At 46.1% G+C, this 17,159-nt stretch carries 21 protein-coding genes; 18 read left to right on the top strand and 3 right to left on the bottom strand.

All coding sequences use genetic code 11. The features are described from left to right. Nucleotides 1-1,197: a competence protein CoiA family protein gene (locus EYB31_RS18365; protein WP_165452475.1), complete on the bottom strand. Its 1,197-nt coding sequence runs from the start codon at nt 1,195-1,197 to the stop codon at nt 1-3. A gap of 240 nt (nt 1,198-1,437) precedes the next feature. Between EYB31_RS18365 and EYB31_RS18360 the strand changes: the two genes are divergently transcribed. Together EYB31_RS18360 and EYB31_RS18355 are read left to right on the top strand one after the other, a co-directional pair. After that, nucleotides 1,438-1,866, top strand: coding sequence for a hypothetical protein (locus EYB31_RS18360; protein WP_131014819.1), 429 nt, complete (start codon nt 1,438-1,440; stop codon nt 1,864-1,866). Nucleotides 1,867-1,941: 75 nt separating this feature from the next. After that, nucleotides 1,942-2,208, top strand: a complete 267-nt coding sequence (locus EYB31_RS18355; protein WP_131014818.1) for a hypothetical protein — start codon at nt 1,942-1,944, stop codon at nt 2,206-2,208. On the opposite strand, the gene EYB31_RS18350 is transcribed toward EYB31_RS18355, so the two are convergent. Continuing rightward, on the bottom strand, nt 2,201-2,572 hold the full coding sequence (locus EYB31_RS18350; protein ID WP_131014817.1) for a helix-turn-helix domain-containing protein: 372 nt from the start codon (nt 2,570-2,572) through the stop codon (nt 2,201-2,203). The genes EYB31_RS18355 and EYB31_RS18350 overlap by 8 nt on opposite strands. Before the next feature lie 185 nt (nt 2,573-2,757). Between EYB31_RS18350 and EYB31_RS18345 the strand changes: the two genes are divergently transcribed. The 16 genes from EYB31_RS18345 (at nt 2,758) to EYB31_RS18270 (ending at nt 16,561) form a co-directional block, all read left to right on the top strand. Next, nucleotides 2,758-4,068: a stalk domain-containing protein gene (locus tag EYB31_RS18345; protein ID WP_240762565.1), complete on the top strand. Its 1,311-nt coding sequence runs from the start codon at nt 2,758-2,760 to the stop codon at nt 4,066-4,068. Nucleotides 4,069-4,166: 98 nt separating this feature from the next. Next, nucleotides 4,167-4,613 carry a hypothetical protein gene (locus EYB31_RS18340; protein WP_165452474.1) on the top strand — a complete coding sequence of 149 codons (447 nt, stop codon included), beginning with the start codon at nt 4,167-4,169 and terminating at the stop codon, nt 4,611-4,613. Between the two features lie 261 nt (nt 4,614-4,874). Then, the gene (locus EYB31_RS18335) at nt 4,875-5,711 is read left to right on the top strand and encodes a hypothetical protein (RefSeq protein ID WP_131014814.1); all 837 of its coding nucleotides are present in this window, start codon (nt 4,875-4,877) and stop codon (nt 5,709-5,711) included. Between the two features lie 187 nt (nt 5,712-5,898). Then, nucleotides 5,899-6,693 carry a hypothetical protein gene (locus tag EYB31_RS18330; protein WP_131014813.1) on the top strand — a complete coding sequence of 265 codons (795 nt, stop codon included), beginning with the start codon at nt 5,899-5,901 and terminating at the stop codon, nt 6,691-6,693. Nucleotides 6,694-6,762: 69 nt separating this feature from the next. Next, the gene (locus EYB31_RS18325; protein WP_165452473.1) at nt 6,763-7,308 is read left to right on the top strand and encodes a hypothetical protein; all 546 of its coding nucleotides are present in this window, start codon (nt 6,763-6,765) and stop codon (nt 7,306-7,308) included. Between the two features lie 121 nt (nt 7,309-7,429). Continuing rightward, entirely contained in the window at nt 7,430-8,836 is a 1,407-nt protein-coding gene (locus tag EYB31_RS18320; protein ID WP_131014811.1) for a DNA primase family protein, read from the top strand. A gap of 288 nt (nt 8,837-9,124) precedes the next feature. Further along, nucleotides 9,125-9,661: a hypothetical protein gene (locus tag EYB31_RS18315; RefSeq protein ID WP_131014810.1), complete on the top strand. Its 537-nt coding sequence runs from the start codon at nt 9,125-9,127 to the stop codon at nt 9,659-9,661. 18 nt (nt 9,662-9,679) lie between these two features. Then, a complete protein-coding gene (locus EYB31_RS18310; RefSeq protein WP_131014809.1) occupies nt 9,680-10,054 on the top strand; it encodes a hypothetical protein in 375 nt (124 codons plus the stop codon). Nucleotides 10,055-10,179: 125 nt separating this feature from the next. Beyond that, complete coding sequence (locus tag EYB31_RS18305) at nt 10,180-10,617, top strand: hypothetical protein (RefSeq protein WP_131014808.1); 438 nt, start codon at nt 10,180-10,182, stop codon at nt 10,615-10,617. After that, nucleotides 10,614-11,075 carry a JAB domain-containing protein gene (locus tag EYB31_RS18300; protein WP_131014807.1) on the top strand — a complete coding sequence of 154 codons (462 nt, stop codon included), beginning with the start codon at nt 10,614-10,616 and terminating at the stop codon, nt 11,073-11,075. The genes EYB31_RS18305 and EYB31_RS18300 overlap by 4 nt, the downstream gene beginning before the upstream one ends. Further along, the gene (locus tag EYB31_RS18295; protein WP_131014806.1) at nt 11,076-11,393 is read left to right on the top strand and encodes a DUF960 family protein; all 318 of its coding nucleotides are present in this window, start codon (nt 11,076-11,078) and stop codon (nt 11,391-11,393) included. It begins immediately after the preceding gene. Between the two features lie 144 nt (nt 11,394-11,537). Continuing rightward, a complete protein-coding gene (locus EYB31_RS18290; RefSeq protein ID WP_131014805.1) occupies nt 11,538-11,756 on the top strand; it encodes a hypothetical protein in 219 nt (72 codons plus the stop codon). A 12-nt stretch (nt 11,757-11,768) separates the two neighbouring features. Next, entirely contained in the window at nt 11,769-13,349 is a 1,581-nt protein-coding gene (locus EYB31_RS18285; protein WP_131014804.1) for a recombinase family protein, read from the top strand. After that, complete coding sequence (locus EYB31_RS18280) at nt 13,322-13,807, top strand: recombinase family protein (protein WP_131014803.1); 486 nt, start codon at nt 13,322-13,324, stop codon at nt 13,805-13,807. The genes EYB31_RS18285 and EYB31_RS18280 overlap by 28 nt, the downstream gene beginning before the upstream one ends. Further along, entirely contained in the window at nt 13,791-15,467 is a 1,677-nt protein-coding gene (locus tag EYB31_RS18275) for a recombinase family protein (protein ID WP_131014802.1), read from the top strand. The genes EYB31_RS18280 and EYB31_RS18275 overlap by 17 nt, the downstream gene beginning before the upstream one ends. Nucleotides 15,468-15,535: 68 nt before the next feature. Further along, nucleotides 15,536-16,561: a hypothetical protein gene (locus EYB31_RS18270; RefSeq protein ID WP_131014801.1), complete on the top strand. Its 1,026-nt coding sequence runs from the start codon at nt 15,536-15,538 to the stop codon at nt 16,559-16,561. A 20-nt stretch (nt 16,562-16,581) separates the two neighbouring features. Here EYB31_RS18270 and EYB31_RS18265 read toward each other — a convergent pair whose 3' ends face one another. Then, the gene (locus EYB31_RS18265) at nt 16,582-16,983 is read right to left on the bottom strand and encodes a hypothetical protein (RefSeq protein WP_131014800.1); all 402 of its coding nucleotides are present in this window, start codon (nt 16,981-16,983) and stop codon (nt 16,582-16,584) included. Between the last annotated feature and the right edge of the window lie 176 nt (nt 16,984-17,159).

Genomic DNA, 17,159 nt, shown 5'->3' with positions numbered 1-17,159 from the left:
TTAATAATTTTGTCCATTTTTATCTTCTGATCCCAGTTCTAATCGGTTTCTGACGGAATCAAATACTTTTTTGAGACTATTCTTCCATTCCTTTTCGTAATTAATCGGATCAATAACATTGTGAAAACTGAATCCGATAACCCCTTCTTTCCCTTGTAATGACTTGCCAATAATCATTTCTGCAGGATATGCAACAGATAAGACTTTCAATAGTTCTGCAAGGAGGATCTTTTCATTCAAAATGAGGAACTCTCGATCAGATTCATCTAATGCAAATACCATTCTATGCTCCCGGACTTTCTTATAAGTCGCCCCGAACATCGTAACTTTTCTAATTTCCTGGTCCCAGAAAGGTTTAACCGTTATACTTTTCATTTCACGTTGAATTTCATCAGGTACCCATGTACGTAAGTCATCTCTATAGAGAATACGGTCAACCACCCAATCCCAAGCTTTGAGCTTTAGAGATTGTTCAATTTTTTGATCTGTTTCTAAACGTATATTTTCTTTTATAACCTCTGTTAGCTCTTGATGGAAAGTTTCGGCAGTTGTATTTATCAAATTAGTTTGGAGATTGGAAAAGTAATCCGGGAAATGCAACCGTAAAGCTCGAAACGAAAAGGTATTGTCGTCAAATGCCCGTGGAGCTAATTCAAGGAAGTTGATGTTATTATCAATTAGCCAATGCTGTTTTTCTTGCTCCATTTCGTGAGTTACAACAATCTCGAAAACGAAACCCTCCTCTGAAATACCGCTCTGTATATCAATATCGTATAACAGCATAAATACGTCAGCTATATATGGTCCAATAGCTTTTTCAACTATTGCTCCACGACTTTTGTAAAATGAAGTTAGAGAGAGAAGCGACAAAGGATATTCCCTTATTCCAAGACTAAGCAAAGTGCCTTTTAGTTTAGGGGGCAAGATTTCCACAGGGACATGGATCGCAATATCAAATTTGTTTTTAATACAGTATGCGAGATAGTGTTTTGCATTAAAGTGCAGGAGAGTTTCCTCATTTGCTGAGCAACTTGTCCCTGGCAAATGAGCAAAATGATGCTGACGTTCCTGTCCTTTTTTACTTTGAACAGGAGCTAGGCAGAAGGGACAGGTATATGATTTTGAACGGTCTAATCGTTCGCTTATATGCCGGAATATTTTATTATCTTCCAGAGCTATCGCCAGTTTAATCGACATGGTGCACCTTCCAATATTGGTTAATAGTAACAATAGTAACATTTTAGTATGGAAGAAGCTTTATGAAAAGACGAACTGCTACCAAAAATAAGCATATATAATAATCCTGATACGAAGGTAATCAGCTAAATTTGAAAGGAGACCACGACTTCACCCAAAAGTAACCTCTATCCAACTTGGACGGAGGTTGCTTTCTTTGTTTTGCATCATTACAAACCCAAAATGAACAGGAGAATGACGATGAATCACACGCGGCATCAACGGATACTGGATTTTCTCAAACAAGAATTTAACCCGGACGATACGATTCACTTGTTAGCCGTTTCCGCGGCAGAGCAATTACATGACGAATGTGACCTTGCAACTACATTAAAGGTCCGTATAGCCCTGACCCTTCAAGAAGGTGCGAGTGTAAATCCTTATTTCGATGGCACCGACCTGTTTGTATGCATGACGGAAACAGACATCCGATTTACTAAAGAGGATGAATGGGCAGACGGACCTCCACTCAGGGAAGGTAGCCCGAATGAACTTGCTCTTGGTTGGGTATCGGAATTAGCTTCTCCTATTTTTGTATCTCCAGAAGCCCAAGAAGCAGCTCTAAGAGGTAAAGCCACGTCAGCTGACACAGACGATTGCGGCTCAGAGACTCGTAATCCTAAAGAATAGTTTGCTGGGCTTGCTTCAAGCAAAATGACCGTAAAAGTTGTCAAAGCAAAGCTGCCGGAAAGGAGGTGAGGATCGATGACAAATCCACTTGAGAATTATCAAGAGCTTGTTGAGGAAGAAGATAATTTAATCAACCGAATTGAAACATGCAAAGAGACGATCGACGCGGTATTGCAGACGCTTTACGACAAAGACGGTCCTGTTCATGTTCAAACTGTCCGCGATATATTGAGTGCTATGCACGAAGTCCAAGTTAAACTCGAACGAGAGCTGCTTATTGTCCAGGCAAACAAAAAGCTTACGGCCCGTCATATGGACCATAAGCCATCTCAATTTACTTAACGCTATCGTTCCATTCCAGTACCGCTTTTACAACCTTCAAAGCCTTAGCGTGCTCCTGCACCGGCCTCCTCGATAGCAATCCTATTATTTCCCCCAATGCATCTGTTTGATCGGCAGGGTCGATTAACCGAAATAATTCCTCTAATGACATGGACAGTCCATCGGCGATCTTCTTCAGAGTAAAAACGGAAAGGCTTTTTTCGCCGCGCTCAATCTGGCCGATGTAGTTCGAATTCAGCTCGGCCAATTCTCCCAGTTTCTCTTGTGATAATCCTTTCTCCGTACGAAGTACCCGGATTTTATCTCCTACTATTTTTACAAACGCTTCCGCAGCTTTTTGATCACTCTTCGCTTTATGAACCATGGGAAATCACCTCATGATAAGCGTAAGAGAGAGTGAATGTTAGTAACCAACTACCAAGAATACGAATTAGATGATAAAATATTATTTAATAATACAAAATATGACACATTGTTGTATTATTAAATACGATTGTGCTTGGCGGTTCATCCCACTATCAAAACATAAGCGAGGTAATCAAATTGAAAATGAAAAAGCGAATACTTGCACCTATTGCCACTGCCGCCCTATTACTCGGACAGGTCGGAACTGCATTTGCGGATGATGCAATCAATGTATACCTGAAAGGAAAGCAGCAAACATTCGAACAGCCACCGATTATCAAGGATGGTTCTACGCTTGTGCCAATGAGAGCGATCTTCGAGGCTCTTGGAGCAGCCGTTGAATGGGATGGAAACAAGCAAATTATAGACGCTACAAAAGAAGGTAAGAGCATTCGTTTGCAGATTGGCTGGAAAGGCGCTTGGATTGGGCAGACTGAAGCCGATTTGGATGTCGCTCCGGAAATCGTCAACGGAAGTACGATGGTGCCGCTGCGTTTCGTTGGCGAAGCACTGGGCGAGAAAATCGAATGGGACGGAGATACGCGCTCTGTTCTGATCTCAACCGATAAGTCCCAGCTCTCGAAAGCAGATAGCGGGACATATAAGGGCTACGCCGATGTTTTGAAAGAAGTAATTGCCGCTAACACCGATACCGGCTTGAAAATGAGCGATGCTACATACAACGTACTTGCAAGCAACGCAGATGCTTTCTTCTCGGAGAACAGAGGCAAGTTTTCGTTGGAAAGCAAAGCGCAAAAAATCGGCAGCAGCGAACTTTCCAAAAATCCGGTAAAATACAGCTCGACCATCACGGAGCTCAATCGGATTCGTCTTTTCGACGTCAAAGAAGTAAACCTGGACAACGGACAAGTCGTGACGATCGCTTTCGGGGAAAATGAGAGCGGCGGACTGTATTTTCAGGTATTCTACGTAGGTTCAACTAACTATGGAAAAGGGGACACCATCGAAATGAGGGGCGTTCCGGTAGGCGCATCAGCAGCAAGGTTTGTCAATAAGCAGGGCAACGAGTTTAATGCGCAGACAACCGTGTTCGCGGCGGGAAACCTATTTGCCGCACTGGACAAATACTTGGACGAGGCGAGCGCTAAGGAAGCACAGCGGAAGGCCGAAGAAGAGCAGAAGCTAAAGGAAAAGGTCTATGACGTAAAGACCGGCCTAAAGAGTGCAATCTTCGACAAGAACACCGAAGCTGTCAAAGACCTGATTACCAAAGGTGCAGACGTTAATCAAACCGATGACTTGGGCAATACGCCGCTTTTCTATGCGGTAAGCAGCGCTAAAAATGACGACGACGCTTATGTGCAGATCGTACAGACTCTCCTTGATGCGGGGGCTAACCCTAATCCGAGAACAAATGGCCTGACGCTTTTAAACATAGCGTATAAGAACGGGAGTACAAAGATCGGAAACATGCTCAATGCCGCCGCGAAGTAGAAATAAATAGAATGTCCCATGTTCGCAATAGCGGACATGGGGTTTCAATCAGCAGCAGTAGAATGGGGGAGCAGTCAATGGGCTTACTTTTTTTCGATATGCTTCGCAACAAAGTAGACATGAAAAAAGCCGAGGCGGCGGTAAAACGAGCAGGGAAACAGGATAACAAGCGCTTCCGGGATGATCGCACCTTCGCTGAGCGGCAAATCACAGTAAGTACCAAAGCAGAACTGCAGGATGCCGTCGACAAACGATATGGGACCATTATCGTCGTCGGGGAACTGGCTGAAAACGTGAGCCAAGCCTATAGGGTTAAGGACAAACTGGCCCAATTGGAAAAGGTTCCACAAAACGCTACTGCCGCTACATTAGCCGCTGTCGGTGTTTCAGAAACGGTCATCGTTACCGCCATCATCGCGTTAGCGGTCGTTTTTGTAGTCGCATTGTTCAGAAACTATGACATCGATTCTGACATCCAGCTAATCAACGAACAAGGAGACATACTGCCGAAGATAAAATTGAAACTGGTTAGGAAGAATATTTGAACTAACTCTAAAATTCCCTAAGTCGCTGAGATTTAGGGATTTTCCTTTCCCATATAGGAAATGTATATACGGTCAAAGATGCTGTAAATTTTTGTTTTAATGAACGAATCACGATAAAATGAGCTCATATAGGCAAAAGCGTATAAAATGTGTAGGGGGTTGCAATAAATATGTGTATCCTTGAAGGGATCTACGATTATACGTCCGTAGTTGAATTGAGTAATATTAACGATACTTGGCTTAACCGGAGGAATTATAAAAATGCAGCAAAATGAAATTCCTACGGTTTCGCTGTATGAAATCTGTAACGAGTACTTTAGTTCTAAAAATGATAAAGAAAATGCTAAGCAGAAAAAGGATCAAACAGAAACAGCCTTCGATCCAAAACATCATTTTTACATAGAGCAAAAAAAGCGGTTTAAGGAAATGCTGAGCTGCTTAGGTGTTAACGTTGATGTACTTAAGCCCGAAAACCAAGCATTTGCCATACCGGCTGAACATAAAGATCAGGTAATAAAGTTGCTAAAAAGCTACACCTCGCCTGCAATGAAGAAGATTCGAAAAAAGGCTTATAGCGAAGTTGACTACAAAGAGGTAGAGGCTTTTATTAAAATAGTCGATTTAATCTTAGACGAACGATTGTTCGGAAAAGATCGGTATGACCAATTGGCCCGAATGCAGGTGCTAACGAGGTATAAGGTTAACGAAGCGGTTCAGCAAGTAAGAAATGAAGCGGTAAATGAAATAATCGGATCGATACAGGAACTAATTCCGATTGTAACCGAAAGCATGCTTAACGACCCGGATAAGATCGGATTGCTGAGTTATTATAAACAGATTCTGATCACTGCCAATCATCATTTCAGGAAGGTTACCGAAATTGTTAGCGATTTACGATATAGTTCGTTAAGTGAACTGGACGCATGTTCAGAGCTGGACAGTAAGCTCCTGGAACCTGTTGAGCAGCTAATTTGGGAAGCCAATCAGATCATTAATGGAATGCCCATTGCCACGGAATTAAATAAGCCTTCAAGTGAAGAATTAAAACAGACAGAACGTTTGCTTAACGACTTGAAAAGCAAGAGCAAAATTAAATAGATATTATTTTAAAGACAGCGTCGCTTGGATGCTGTTTTTTTGCTTTCAGAGGGGCATGGGAGGGTAAAAAAATAGATTTTTTCCCCTTCTACGAGCACTTCGCAAGAAGGTATAGTATTTGACTTGTAAGTTAATTGCTCTTTGAAAACTGAGTAAACAAACCACCAACTACAAGGAGGAACCCAAAATGCTAACTACAGAAATCATCATTCAGGCCCGAGAGATCCAAAATCTTTATGAGGAAGCCTTCTTAAGGAAGCAAATCGAGGCGGGCAATGTCCAAGCCATAGGCTGCTGCTTTCTTAAGGACTTTCAACGCGAAAAAGTTCGAGAGAGAAAGTTTCTTGCTCCTCATTTCATTGATTCGGAAAAGCAGGTAATCGACTATCTCGCTGAAATGGAACTCTTGAAGACCCAGCGGGATGAAAAGGCATGTCTGATTGCTGAACTGACCGACAAAGTTGAAGGCTACTGTATCGACGGTAGGAGATTCGAGATATCGCTTGCTCACGACAATGGCAAGTCTAACGAACAACGTGAAGAGTATGAAATTTGCAAGCCATTGTACGTCCTAATCCGCGAGGAAGGAATCAAAGGAGCAGCTCGCGAGATTAGTGATAAGATGGCGAACGAGAGATATGCTTTCACAATTGATTATATGGACGAGATGGACGGGAATACAGAACTGTTCATGCCTTTCTTCGGACTCGCCATCAATGTTGCCGGATATTCAGTGGAGAAAAAGGGATCTATCTGTCAAGCCGTTCAAAGTACTTTTGATATGTTTGATTGTTTTGAGGTCAATGATGAACTACGGTTTACCATTCAAGGCATTCACGGAGAAGGGCCGTGTGTTTACAGCATATGGGATATTATCTCTGTTGCCCGTGAGCAATTTGGTCCGGAAATTGACAAGAGGATGGCTTCGATCGGACTGACCGATTATAAGGTCATTTTCTCAGTCAATGAATTCATTTGTTGAACCTCAAGTAGCGTCAGAGCCGTGTATTCCGACCAAATCATACTAAACTTATAGGAGCGTGCATTAACCATGTTTACAATGTTGAATGTCTTGAAATCGCAAGAGCAATTGAAGCTGAGTTTATCAGATTTCCATAATATCCAGTATTTATGCGATGGGAAATCGCCGATTTACAGACTTAACGCTGAATTTGACAACTATCAAGGTATGAAGTTGTATCAACACCCTGATAAAGAAAAGGCAATACAAGGCTTAATTCAAGCTTTGAGCAAAACTAGCTGCCCTCCTGACCGGGTCTTTGTCTTTAATCAGTTTGACCTGCATGTAAGTGCTGAATGGTACCCCCCGTTTCCACTATTGCTTAAAGACGTAGAGCAGTATTGGACGCTGATTGATAACTTTGTGAAGTATGTTGGGACATTCGACTTTGCGAAAGGGCAATTCAATACGGGAGTATTTTCGGATAGTCCGGGTGAATTGACTGAACGCGAAAAGCAATTCATCCGTACGTTTGGCGTCAGCGTTCGGATTAATCCTATGGAGACGCTTGATTTTCACAGGTTATCTCCTAAAAGCTCCCCTCAAGAAATTACCGTTGTTGATGCGCGGTACTAAAATTACAGATAATTTGCGTAAAAACTGGCTGCAAGTAGCGTCAAACTGTTTGACGCTACTTGTAGAAAAAAATGTGATAACTGCCCCATCACGCTATTGAAAGGGGGTGAACAACATAGTTATGAACCCAAGCGCCAGTAGTTTGCTTGATAACTACAGTATTCCCGTCAATGAAGAGGTTTTGGAAGGCGGTAGCCTAAGCCAGCGGCTAGAAAAACGCGGCTTTTATTACGATGAGCACGGCAAGCTCCGCCTAAATTCCAATATCTTCGTTGCTTATGTCCTGTACAGGATACGCCTTAAATATTGCAAAGGAATCTACTACATTTATCATCGTCGTTTGGGGAAATATCAGGAGATCAGCAATGATGATCTTCTCAGGATTACTCGCGAAATCATTCATGAAGCGCAGGATAACCTGTATCACAGCAGCTTTAGCAATGAATATATGCGGGTGCTCCGGTTGGAAACGCCCCAAGTAGAGCGAATGAACCCGAATAAGCTCTTAATCAACGTGAAGAACGGGATGCTGAATATACTGACGAGCGAATTAATGCCGCATTCGTCGGAATATTACTCTACCGTGCAATTGGACTTGGAGTATGACCCCGAAGCAGAACCATCACGATTCCTTCAATACATCTCCGAGGTTACGCTGGGAGACGGCGAATTAGCCGAACTCCTGCAAGAAGTTGTCGGCTACATACTCTCGCCGGAGACCCGGATTCAAAAGGCGTTCTTTCTGGTCGGAGGCGGGTCCAACGGTAAGGGTATTCTGACTCGGCTGATTACGCTGCTGGTAGGCGAACAGAATGTCTCTAACCTGACCCTTTCCGATTTTGGTGATCGGTTCCGGCTTGCCAATCTGGTAGGGAAAGCGGTAAATATCGCGGCGGAAAATGAAATCGGGCACCGCGGGCTTCATAGTGAAAGATTCAAGCAACTGGTTGCCGGTGACGATGTTGTGGTAGAGCGAAAGTATCAAGAGCCGTGCAGCTTCACGCCGACTTGTAAGTTTCTATTTGCCGTGAATTCGCTTCCGCGAACTACCGACCATTCCCACGGATTGTACCGAAGACTGCTGCTCATTCCTTTTGACCGCCAGTTTAGGGATGAGGAGCAAGATAAGGAGCTAATCGACCAGTTAAAGGGAGAGCTTCCGGGTATCTTGAACTGGGCCCTAAAAGGCTTAAATCGGCTGATGGAGAATGACTTCAATTTTACGACTTCGGAAAAAGCGGAGAGACTGCTCAGTCGATATAAGCAAGAGCAAAATCCGCTGCTTGCCTTTGTTAGGGCATCGATTGTTTCAGGATCCGACCAAGAAGGGCTATTTCGTAGCGAACTACGTAAAGCATTACATGTCTGGTGCACAAATAACGGTATGGAAGAACTGATGAAATTGCCCGGTCAGAAGCTATGGCCGATGTTTAAATCGGTTCTTGAAAGCTTGGACCTGCCGAACGAAGAGAAGCAGTATAACGGAAATTACCGATTTAAGGGGCTGAAATGGAAGGACGGCTGCTAGAACCAAGCAAAATCGTCGGCACTAATTTCATAAAGTGAAAAGCAAGTGTGAACAAAGTGGGGTTCATTCGCTCAACAAACCCAGGCAGCACAAGGAAAAGTGGAAAAGTGCGGAGTAAACCGAAAATTATACAAAACTCAATTTCATTCCGAAAAAATTGAAGAAGAAATTTTCGACCTCGCTCTGCACTTTCCCACTTTTTCATGCGGCACAAGGCGTTGCGGCAACTTGCATTCACACTTGCGCTTCACTTAGCCCTACACTATTTCAAAGAAAGGGATGTTTCCGATGGCAATCATTAGACTAAGAGAACCGAGAGAACTATTGTCTCAAGGTGAATATCACGCCCAAATAAGAGGCGTTACCACCCTTAATGATATAGAAACCAAGTTCGGCCCCAAAAAGATGATGAAGGTAACATTTACGGTGAGTTATAACGGAAAAACGCAAACGGTTAGCGAAAGATACAATGTATCAACGCATCCTGACAGCAATATGTCTCGATTGCTGAGAGTCTTCTACGAAGATATACCGGACGAACTGGATACCGATATGTTGATCGGTCGGGAATGCCGGATTGTCATTGAACATAGGACGCTATCGGACGGAACGCCGTGGAATGGCGTGAAGGAAGTTTTGCCTCCCCAGCAGATAACGACCGCGACTTTGCCAGTCGAGCCGTCTACGGCAGCTCCAAATAATAACGCTGTCGTGAGGGCCATACGCCCCAGACCTCCCCTAGCCGAAGCAGCAGCTAGGAGAGCTAGAAGGGACAACCTGCCGGTAACTGATGCATCACCTATTTTTGAAGTTGACCAACCCTAGCGACAGGAGGAGTAAAAAATGTCCATCTTACGTCTTGCTTGGAATGATGGCAGCTTCATTCGTGAAGGCATTTACGAGGCTTTTATCGATCAAGTCTACGTCGATAAGGCGGTAAGAGTAGAAAACAACCTGTGCGACCAAGTGGTCGTCATCTATAAGGTAGCTGTCGGGCAAGGGGTGCGCTCAATACGGGAGAGATACTTTCTCCCGTATTATCCAAGTAGCCGCTTTGCTGCGGTTCTGAATTCGCTCTATGGTTACTTGCCCGAGCAGTTGGATACCTCTGACCTATTAGATTGCGAATGTTTTATTAGGATTTGCCACAAACCTCTGCCGTCAGGAAAGACTTGGTGCTATGTCGATGAGGTGCTTCCTATAGCTGAACCGCAATAGATTAAAACCGTTCGAGTGAACATCTGAAGCAAAGGTGATTCGCGCGAATGTAACGTTTTGACTACATTTTCTTACAGATATTATGACCTTGAAATTCCGGCTTATGCTAGAAAATTTCAAGGGAGATGAGCAGATTGCTAATTATTACGAAAATCGATCACATTATGAAGTTGCATCAAAGCGGTAAGCTGCCGCGCTTCGGGCTGCATTACCTGATGTCCCAATACCTCGACTTTGCAGCCGGACTGAACCATAGTACGCCGCCTGACGATTTTTCGTTGGAGGAACACAGTTACCAGATGGTGGTGCTGGAGCGCGACGATGCAGACTGTGTTTTACCGATCGTCAGCCTATTCGGAACAAAGCCTATTCTGACCGAGTCCCATCCCGAATACGTGGAGTTGGTCGAGCTATCTGACGATCACTCGATGTACCGGATATGCTATATGCCCGACAACGAGTGTTTTCTCATGTTTTACGTAGCAAAAGGCAGCATGGACGCGGATGTGGAGCGATGGCTTGCCGAACAAGCCGGATATCCGGTAGAGGAGGGCGTACAATGAGCGACCGTAAAGCGGCAAAACGAATCGAGGTTGTATCCCTGCGGATGGTACGCGAGAAGACGTCGCTGCTTTACCCGAACCGCGTCATTCGCTCGCCGCAAGATGCAGCGGACTTGTTCCAGCAATTCATTGGGGATTGCGATCGTGAGTCATTCTGCATCCTTTGTCTGAACACGAAGAACGAGCCCACCGCGATTCATCAGGTTTCCTGCGGGTCACTCAATGCTTCGATTGTTCATCCCAGGGAGACATTTAAGCTGGCTATCCTTGCAAACTCGGCATCCATTATTGCCTGCCACAATCATCCGTCAGGCCAGCCTGACCCTAGCCCGGAAGATGTAGAAATAACGGGACGGCTTCGGGATAGCGGATGTTTGCTTGGCATCGAACTTATCGATCACGTCATCCTCGGCGAAGGCACCCGATTCGTTAGCATGAAAGAACAGGGGCTGATGTAAATGTCCAGTTCATTCGGCTCCAAGCGATATGTATCACGCGGCGTCAACAAAATCGTCAGCCCTGAACTGCAACTAACCTTACGGGCTCTCGTGGACGAGCAAGTTCGGAACGGCTTGGAAATGGATTACCTACAAATATTCGATTTGAGCATCGGGGAGGTTCATGGCCGGAAAGTCCAAAAGGTCATGCACCGTCAAGAACAGCCGGTACGCTGTAAGGAAACGATATTGCCCAGCGTTCGTAAGCCGGTAAATATGACCGTTTGGGTCATCGACAGCGGTGATTACGTCACGATGCTCCTTCCTTCGGAATATTGAGGGAGACATTGTAGGTGAACCCGAATATGATCAGGCTCATTATCGTCGCGTTAGAAATCGCAATAAAGATCGCTAGAAGCAAAAAGAAATAGCTACGCCCATTGGCCTTGTTCAATACAAATTTGCATCAAGGGGGAACGAAATATGCCGGAGACATGGGAAGAGCAGGGCGGCTTAACGGCAATGGTCGAACTGCTCTCGGATATGATTATCAACTACCTCGCTTTGGAAGAGAAGAAGGCCGTACGTAAAGCCGGCTTGGCATGGCTTGACGAAATCATGTGGGCCGAAGCGGAAGAGATTGCGAACCGAGAGCTTGCCGCGCAGAAGCTTGGTACATGGGACTTCGAGCTTGTCGCATAGGAGGGGAGTCTGATGGCAAATGACACAGCGGCCCTCTACATTCGGGTATCCTCCGAAGAGCAGGTCGAAGGTTACAGCATCGACGCCCAGCTCGACGCCTTGCGGGAATATTGCAGGTTTCGCCGGATAACCGTCTTGAAAGAATACGTAGACGCGGGGCGGTCCGCTAAGTCCATTGAGGGAAGACCAGCCTTGCAGGAACTGCTGCACGACGCCGCTCAAGGACGATTCCAGATCGTGATGGTATGGAAGCTAAACCGGCTGGCCCGTAACCTGAAAGACCTGCTTCATATGCTGAAAGTCTTCAATAAGCATAACGTCAGTATTCAGAGCTTGACGGAGGACATACAAACGGATACCGCGATGGGCAATTTCCTTGTCCAGATGCTTGGCGCTGCCGCAGAACTAGAGAGAGCTCAAATCTGTGAAAATGTCCAGCTAACGGTCCAGAACCGTAACCAGCAAGGCAAATGGAACAGCGGCAACATGGTGCTTGGCTACCGCTGGCACAAGAACCCCAAACAGGGACAGCCGCAACTGGAAATCGTTAAGGAAGAAGCGCAACTTGTCCGAACCATCTTCGAAATGTACGCAGGCGGACTTGGGCTGAAAGCAATCACGAACCGCCTAAATGCGGAAGGCTTCAAGACAAAGAAAGGGCTCACGTTCTGTATCGCGGCGGTCAGAGGAATCCTCGCCAATCCGAACTACATCGGTAAAATCCGTATCGGAACAAGCCTCAAGCGAACAGGCGCTGACATTGAGGTACAGCTTGTCGAAGGCGAGCAGGAGCCGATCATCCCGCAGGAACTTTGGGACAAGGTTCAGTCGCGGTTTGGGGAGCGAAAACGTTCGTCCGATCGAACGCCCGACCGGGCTATGCCGCTAACGGGTCTGCTTAAATGTCCCCAATGCGGCAGCGGAATGGTCACGGGGCGTTCCAAGGGATACCGAAAGGACGGAACCTTCCGGCTGAATCATTATTATGTATGTTCGAGCTACAACAATAGAGGGTTCATCGCTTGCAGGCAAAACGCGGTTAGAGCTGACGATATGGAGAATTGGTTTTTCCGGCATGTCCGGAAACTTGTAACCGACACCGGTTTGCTAGAGCATGTTGTCGCGGCGGTGAACTCTAAGCGAAATACCGATCGGAAACCGCTTGAGGATGAACGAAGGCGGCTGGAAAAAGAAATGGCATCGTTCGACCATCGGCAGCAGCGATGCTTTGAATTGTTCGAGGACGGCCATATCGACCGGAAAAGCTTTGTCGAGCGCTTGAATGAATTGAAAGAACAGAAAGCCGTACTACAGGCGGAACTTAAAGAGATCGAGGAAAAGCTATCGGACCCTCTTACGGAATCCGTTGATGCTGAACGAATACGCTCGGCGCTGCTACAATTCAGGAAATTGCTCCAGACAGCGCCGATTAAGCAGCAAAGAAGGCTGCTGCGCGGCCTGTTCGACAAAATTACCTTACCGCCTGATCGTAACATTCAAAATGCGGTTATCCATTGCAGCACCGCCTTACAACACCTACAACTACCTGATATGGGGGAAGAAACATGGAAAACCAACAACAAGCTTGCGTAAATAAGCATCGCGTCGCTCTTTACATTCGTTCGAATCAAGCTGAAACCGTTCCGAATGCCAATTCCACAGAAATTCAAATGATAAATCTGAAAGCACAATGCCAGCAAGAAGGCAAAGAGATCGTCGAGATTTACATCGACGAGGGCGTCAGCGGTACCGACTGGGGGCAGCTTCATTCTTTGAATCGGCTCCTGCGGGAAGCAAAGGAAGGAAAATTTGACGAAGTGAAGGTTTACGACCTTAGTCGAATTTCCAGAAAATCAATTGATTTGCTTGAAGTGGCAAGCTTTCTCGGGAAGCATAAAATAGCGCTCTATACCATTGCGGAACGCTTGGACACGACTAGTCCGATGGGTCTTTTCGCTTTACAAATGATGGCTGCAATACGGGAGTTTGATCCGACGAGAGCAGAAGCTACGGTATTGATTAACAAGTGGGGCGATGGGAATAATGCATAAGTCGCCAATCCCCTTGCCCCGGGTTGCCATCTATGTCCGCGTTAGTACGGCTGAACAGGCTTTGCATGGGTACTCTATTGACGCTCAACTCGATACGCTTCGGGAGTACTGCAAACTATTCGGCAAAGAAATATATAGGGAGTACGTGGATCGCGGCGTCAGCGGTAAAAGTACGGAGAAGCGATTCGAACTTCAGCAAATGCTTAAAGACGCCCAAATGGGGCTTTTTGATGAAGTGCTGGTTTGGAAAATAAATCGCCTCGCCCGGAACACTTATGATCTGCTCGGAATCACGAATTTGCTGAGCAGGCACAACGTGGCGTTTACATCGTTTTCCGAACGGCTTGATACTGGTTCCGCGATGGGCAAATTCGCCCTTCAAATGATGGGAGCTGTTGGTGAGCTCGAACGCAACACGATCGTAGATAACGTGAAGATGGGCCTCAGCAAGCGGGCCAAGACTGGCAGGCATAACGGCAAAGTACCGCTGGGATATAAAACCGTTGAGGTACCAGGGGAACGGGGACGCAAAAGGGACTCCCAAGTAGAGGTTGTGCCCGAAGAGGCCGTCATCATCACGAAAATCTTCGAACGGTTCGCGGCGGGGCAGGGATTCAAGTCGATCGCCAATCAGCTTAACCATGAAGGATACGTGACCAAACCCGGTAAAGCCTTCTCAATCTGCGGGGTCAAAGAGATACTCGATAACCCGTTCTATATCGGAAAAGTCCGCTACAATCGCTTCGAGCAGTGGAGCGAAAAGCGCCGGAAGGGGCGGAATCCTAAACCTATTATTGAGAAAGGCCTTCATCCTCCGATTATTGAGGAGGAGCTTTGGAACAAAGTCCAATACCTTCGACAGAAGAAGGCTGTCGTATCCCTAAAGCGCTTCGACGGGGAGTTTCTGCTGACCTGGCTCATCCGTTGTCCGAAATGCGGAGCGCCGATGGTGGCGAACCGCATCCAGAACCGCCAGAAAGATGGGAGCAAGATTACCCGGTTATACTATTCCTGCAGCAATTTCCGCAACAAGGGCAGCAAGGTGTGCAGCGCCAACAGCATCCGCAAGCAGGAAGCCGAGCAGTACGTGGTAGAGCGGGTCAAGGAAGTGCTGGCACAGCCTCAAATCCTGAAAGCGGTCGTGAATAACATCAACGAACGAAAAGCGAAGCGTATCAAGCCGCTCCAGCAAGAACTCGAATCCATTACGGCGAGGATTGCCCAACTGGAAGAGAAGCGGCAGCGATACTTCGAACTGTACGAGATCGATCAATTGGACAAGGAACTGTTCTCGAAAAGGCTTGATGACATCAACGCGGAACTTGACCGGTTGCATGCCAAAAGGCCCGAACTAGCCCTCGAGCTGCAGGATGACAATTCCGAGCCGGTTCCCTACGAAGTAGTTCGCGCTTTGCTGGAGAAATTCGATAAGCTCCTGGCCTCGTCTCCGTTCGAGCAGCGAAAGATGCTGATGCATCTGGTTATCAAGCAAATCACGATCAAGGATACACGAACTGTCGATAAGATTGAGATGAACTTCGATGAAAATACGGTACAACATTTTTTAGCCGCTGACCCTTCTGCGACCCATGCAGAAGGGTCTTTTGCATTGCGGATGAGGCGAGTGCTTGCAGGGCAGAGAATAACAATTGCCATTTGATGAGCCGTAGATGACAACGAAATAGGCTTATGCGAAACTGAAATCAAAGAGAATTGGAGGAGCGGCATATGTCTGCGCTAACAAAAAAGGAAATCGAATCTATCGCAAAAACCATATCCGGACACTATGACGAGTACACGTCGAAATACGAATCAGAAAAATACCCCGAGGAGCCGTATATAGGGTGGAGGCAGACGTTTGCCGATCCCAAAAAGGTTGGTCAAGACGACGTAAGGCAAGCATTGGAGTGGAAGTACGGGCATTGGGGAAAGGTGAACTACGTCCCGGCCCATAAAGTCATCATCGCCAAGCTGCAAAAATATTGGCCGGAGTTTGCCGAGTCGAGTAGATCGGGACTCGACGACATTTTTGCCTTCTGGGAGGATCGGCTAGCGGGGCACCAATCATTCATCACCATAGCATTCCTATGCCACTTGCTAAATCCCGATAAGGTAGAAATCATGGATCAGCACAATTTCCGGGCGATGAATTACCTTATGTCTACAGTAAGGTCCGATTGGGTTTGGAAGAGGAAGCCCGTAAGCTTAGACGATATTACCGACTTTTCTATGTTCCTTCAGTCGCTGCTTCCCGCGGTCAAGGAGGCGAAAGGGAAGAAGCGTGAACTGGACAAGTTCCTAATGATGTTCGGAAAGCATAAGGTGAAGACCATCCCGGTGACCCGGTCCAAAGTGGCCCCTGCATTGTCCAAAAAGCACGACTGGAGCTCGTTCACGTCAAACGTTTTCGACTTGGGAAAAATCTCGCTACGCTCCAACGCCGATCTGCTGTTCGTGCTCCTCCTGCAATCGCTTGAGGCAGAGGGTGCCGACACCGAGGCAGCATATACAATAGAAGAAGTCCATAAGAGAATCCCCATGCAGAAGACAGGCATTGCGATTAGTTCGAGCTACAACTATGCGATGGTTGCGCTGTTCGGCAATCAGAGGGGAAGGGACTACTTCCAGTTTGAGAACCCCAAAATGGTAGTGTATTTTACGGAACAGGCAAACGATCCATCTAGGGACAATACGTGTTGGAAGAAGTATCTCGATGAAAAGGTCCGAGTCAACTCGAAGTATATAATGGGTTGATAGCCTTATTATTGGAATTCCTAGATTGCGTTAGATATTGTTCCAGAACCACCGAGATCATTCATCAGCTTAATAGTTGACCCGCAATTTGTAACACAAAGACTACTTCTTGATTTGCCTTTGCTTGCCTCAAACGGTCGGTTCCTGTATTCCAATACCTGTCCTCTAGACATGTTCCACAAGGGAACCCAAGGACCGACATTCCAAACAGAAGTAGCTAAAGTAACTTCAGAGTTTGGGTTATAAACAGCCACGCCTTGACTACAAAGTGATGTTGCGGGTAAAGCCACATAATAATATTTTGGAGGAGTCGGATCACAGGCTCCTTTCGTTCCGGTATCAAAAGACGAAGCAATGCCCTGAAACCACACACCAACAGTAGCGCTGGTTTTATTACAATATTGATCAACAATTGTTGACATTAAGCTATCGTTACCCGTAATCTTCACTTTCTCCCGATCGTATAGCAATGCCCAAGTTATTGCGGGTTCATTCCCATCGGATGCGGTTATGTCCTTAGAATTTAATAAAAATCATGCATTCCATGGTTTCCCGTAAGTAATATCAGTTTGTATTTGGCTGCTGTACTCCGGGACAG

It is taken from the genome of Paenibacillus thalictri (genome assembly GCF_004307995.1).
Taxonomy (GTDB): domain Bacteria; phylum Bacillota; class Bacilli; order Paenibacillales; family NBRC-103111; genus Paenibacillus_AF; species Paenibacillus_AF thalictri.
Note: the sequence above shows the minus strand (reverse complement) of the source record. Positions and strands in the feature narration are given on the sequence as shown.

Bases quoted from the DNA above. Each gene is read 5' to 3' on its own strand.
- EYB31_RS18365 (WP_165452475.1), bottom strand. From the start codon at position 1,197: ATGTCGATTAAACTGGCGATAGCTCTGGAAGATAATAAAATATTCCGG.
- EYB31_RS18360 (WP_131014819.1), top strand. From the start codon at position 1,438: ATGAATCACACGCGGCATCAACGGATACTGGATTTTCTCAAACAAGAA.
- EYB31_RS18355 (WP_131014818.1), top strand. From the start codon at position 1,942: ATGACAAATCCACTTGAGAATTATCAAGAGCTTGTTGAGGAAGAAGAT.
- EYB31_RS18350 (WP_131014817.1), bottom strand. From the start codon at position 2,572: ATGGTTCATAAAGCGAAGAGTGATCAAAAAGCTGCGGAAGCGTTTGTA.
- EYB31_RS18345 (WP_240762565.1), top strand. From the start codon at position 2,758: ATGAAAAAGCGAATACTTGCACCTATTGCCACTGCCGCCCTATTACTC.
- EYB31_RS18340 (WP_165452474.1), top strand. From the start codon at position 4,167: ATGCTTCGCAACAAAGTAGACATGAAAAAAGCCGAGGCGGCGGTAAAA.
- EYB31_RS18335 (WP_131014814.1), top strand. From the start codon at position 4,875: ATGCAGCAAAATGAAATTCCTACGGTTTCGCTGTATGAAATCTGTAAC.
- EYB31_RS18330 (WP_131014813.1), top strand. From the start codon at position 5,899: ATGCTAACTACAGAAATCATCATTCAGGCCCGAGAGATCCAAAATCTT.
- EYB31_RS18325 (WP_165452473.1), top strand. From the start codon at position 6,763: ATGTTTACAATGTTGAATGTCTTGAAATCGCAAGAGCAATTGAAGCTG.
- EYB31_RS18320 (WP_131014811.1), top strand. From the start codon at position 7,430: ATGAACCCAAGCGCCAGTAGTTTGCTTGATAACTACAGTATTCCCGTC.
- EYB31_RS18315 (WP_131014810.1), top strand. From the start codon at position 9,125: ATGGCAATCATTAGACTAAGAGAACCGAGAGAACTATTGTCTCAAGGT.
- EYB31_RS18310 (WP_131014809.1), top strand. From the start codon at position 9,680: ATGTCCATCTTACGTCTTGCTTGGAATGATGGCAGCTTCATTCGTGAA.
- EYB31_RS18305 (WP_131014808.1), top strand. From the start codon at position 10,180: ATGAGCAGATTGCTAATTATTACGAAAATCGATCACATTATGAAGTTG.
- EYB31_RS18300 (WP_131014807.1), top strand. From the start codon at position 10,614: ATGAGCGACCGTAAAGCGGCAAAACGAATCGAGGTTGTATCCCTGCGG.
- EYB31_RS18295 (WP_131014806.1), top strand. From the start codon at position 11,076: ATGTCCAGTTCATTCGGCTCCAAGCGATATGTATCACGCGGCGTCAAC.
- EYB31_RS18290 (WP_131014805.1), top strand. From the start codon at position 11,538: ATGCCGGAGACATGGGAAGAGCAGGGCGGCTTAACGGCAATGGTCGAA.
- EYB31_RS18285 (WP_131014804.1), top strand. From the start codon at position 11,769: ATGGCAAATGACACAGCGGCCCTCTACATTCGGGTATCCTCCGAAGAG.
- EYB31_RS18280 (WP_131014803.1), top strand. From the start codon at position 13,322: ATGGAAAACCAACAACAAGCTTGCGTAAATAAGCATCGCGTCGCTCTT.
- EYB31_RS18275 (WP_131014802.1), top strand. From the start codon at position 13,791: ATGGGAATAATGCATAAGTCGCCAATCCCCTTGCCCCGGGTTGCCATC.
- EYB31_RS18270 (WP_131014801.1), top strand. From the start codon at position 15,536: ATGTCTGCGCTAACAAAAAAGGAAATCGAATCTATCGCAAAAACCATA.
- EYB31_RS18265 (WP_131014800.1), bottom strand. From the start codon at position 16,983: ATGTCAACAATTGTTGATCAATATTGTAATAAAACCAGCGCTACTGTT.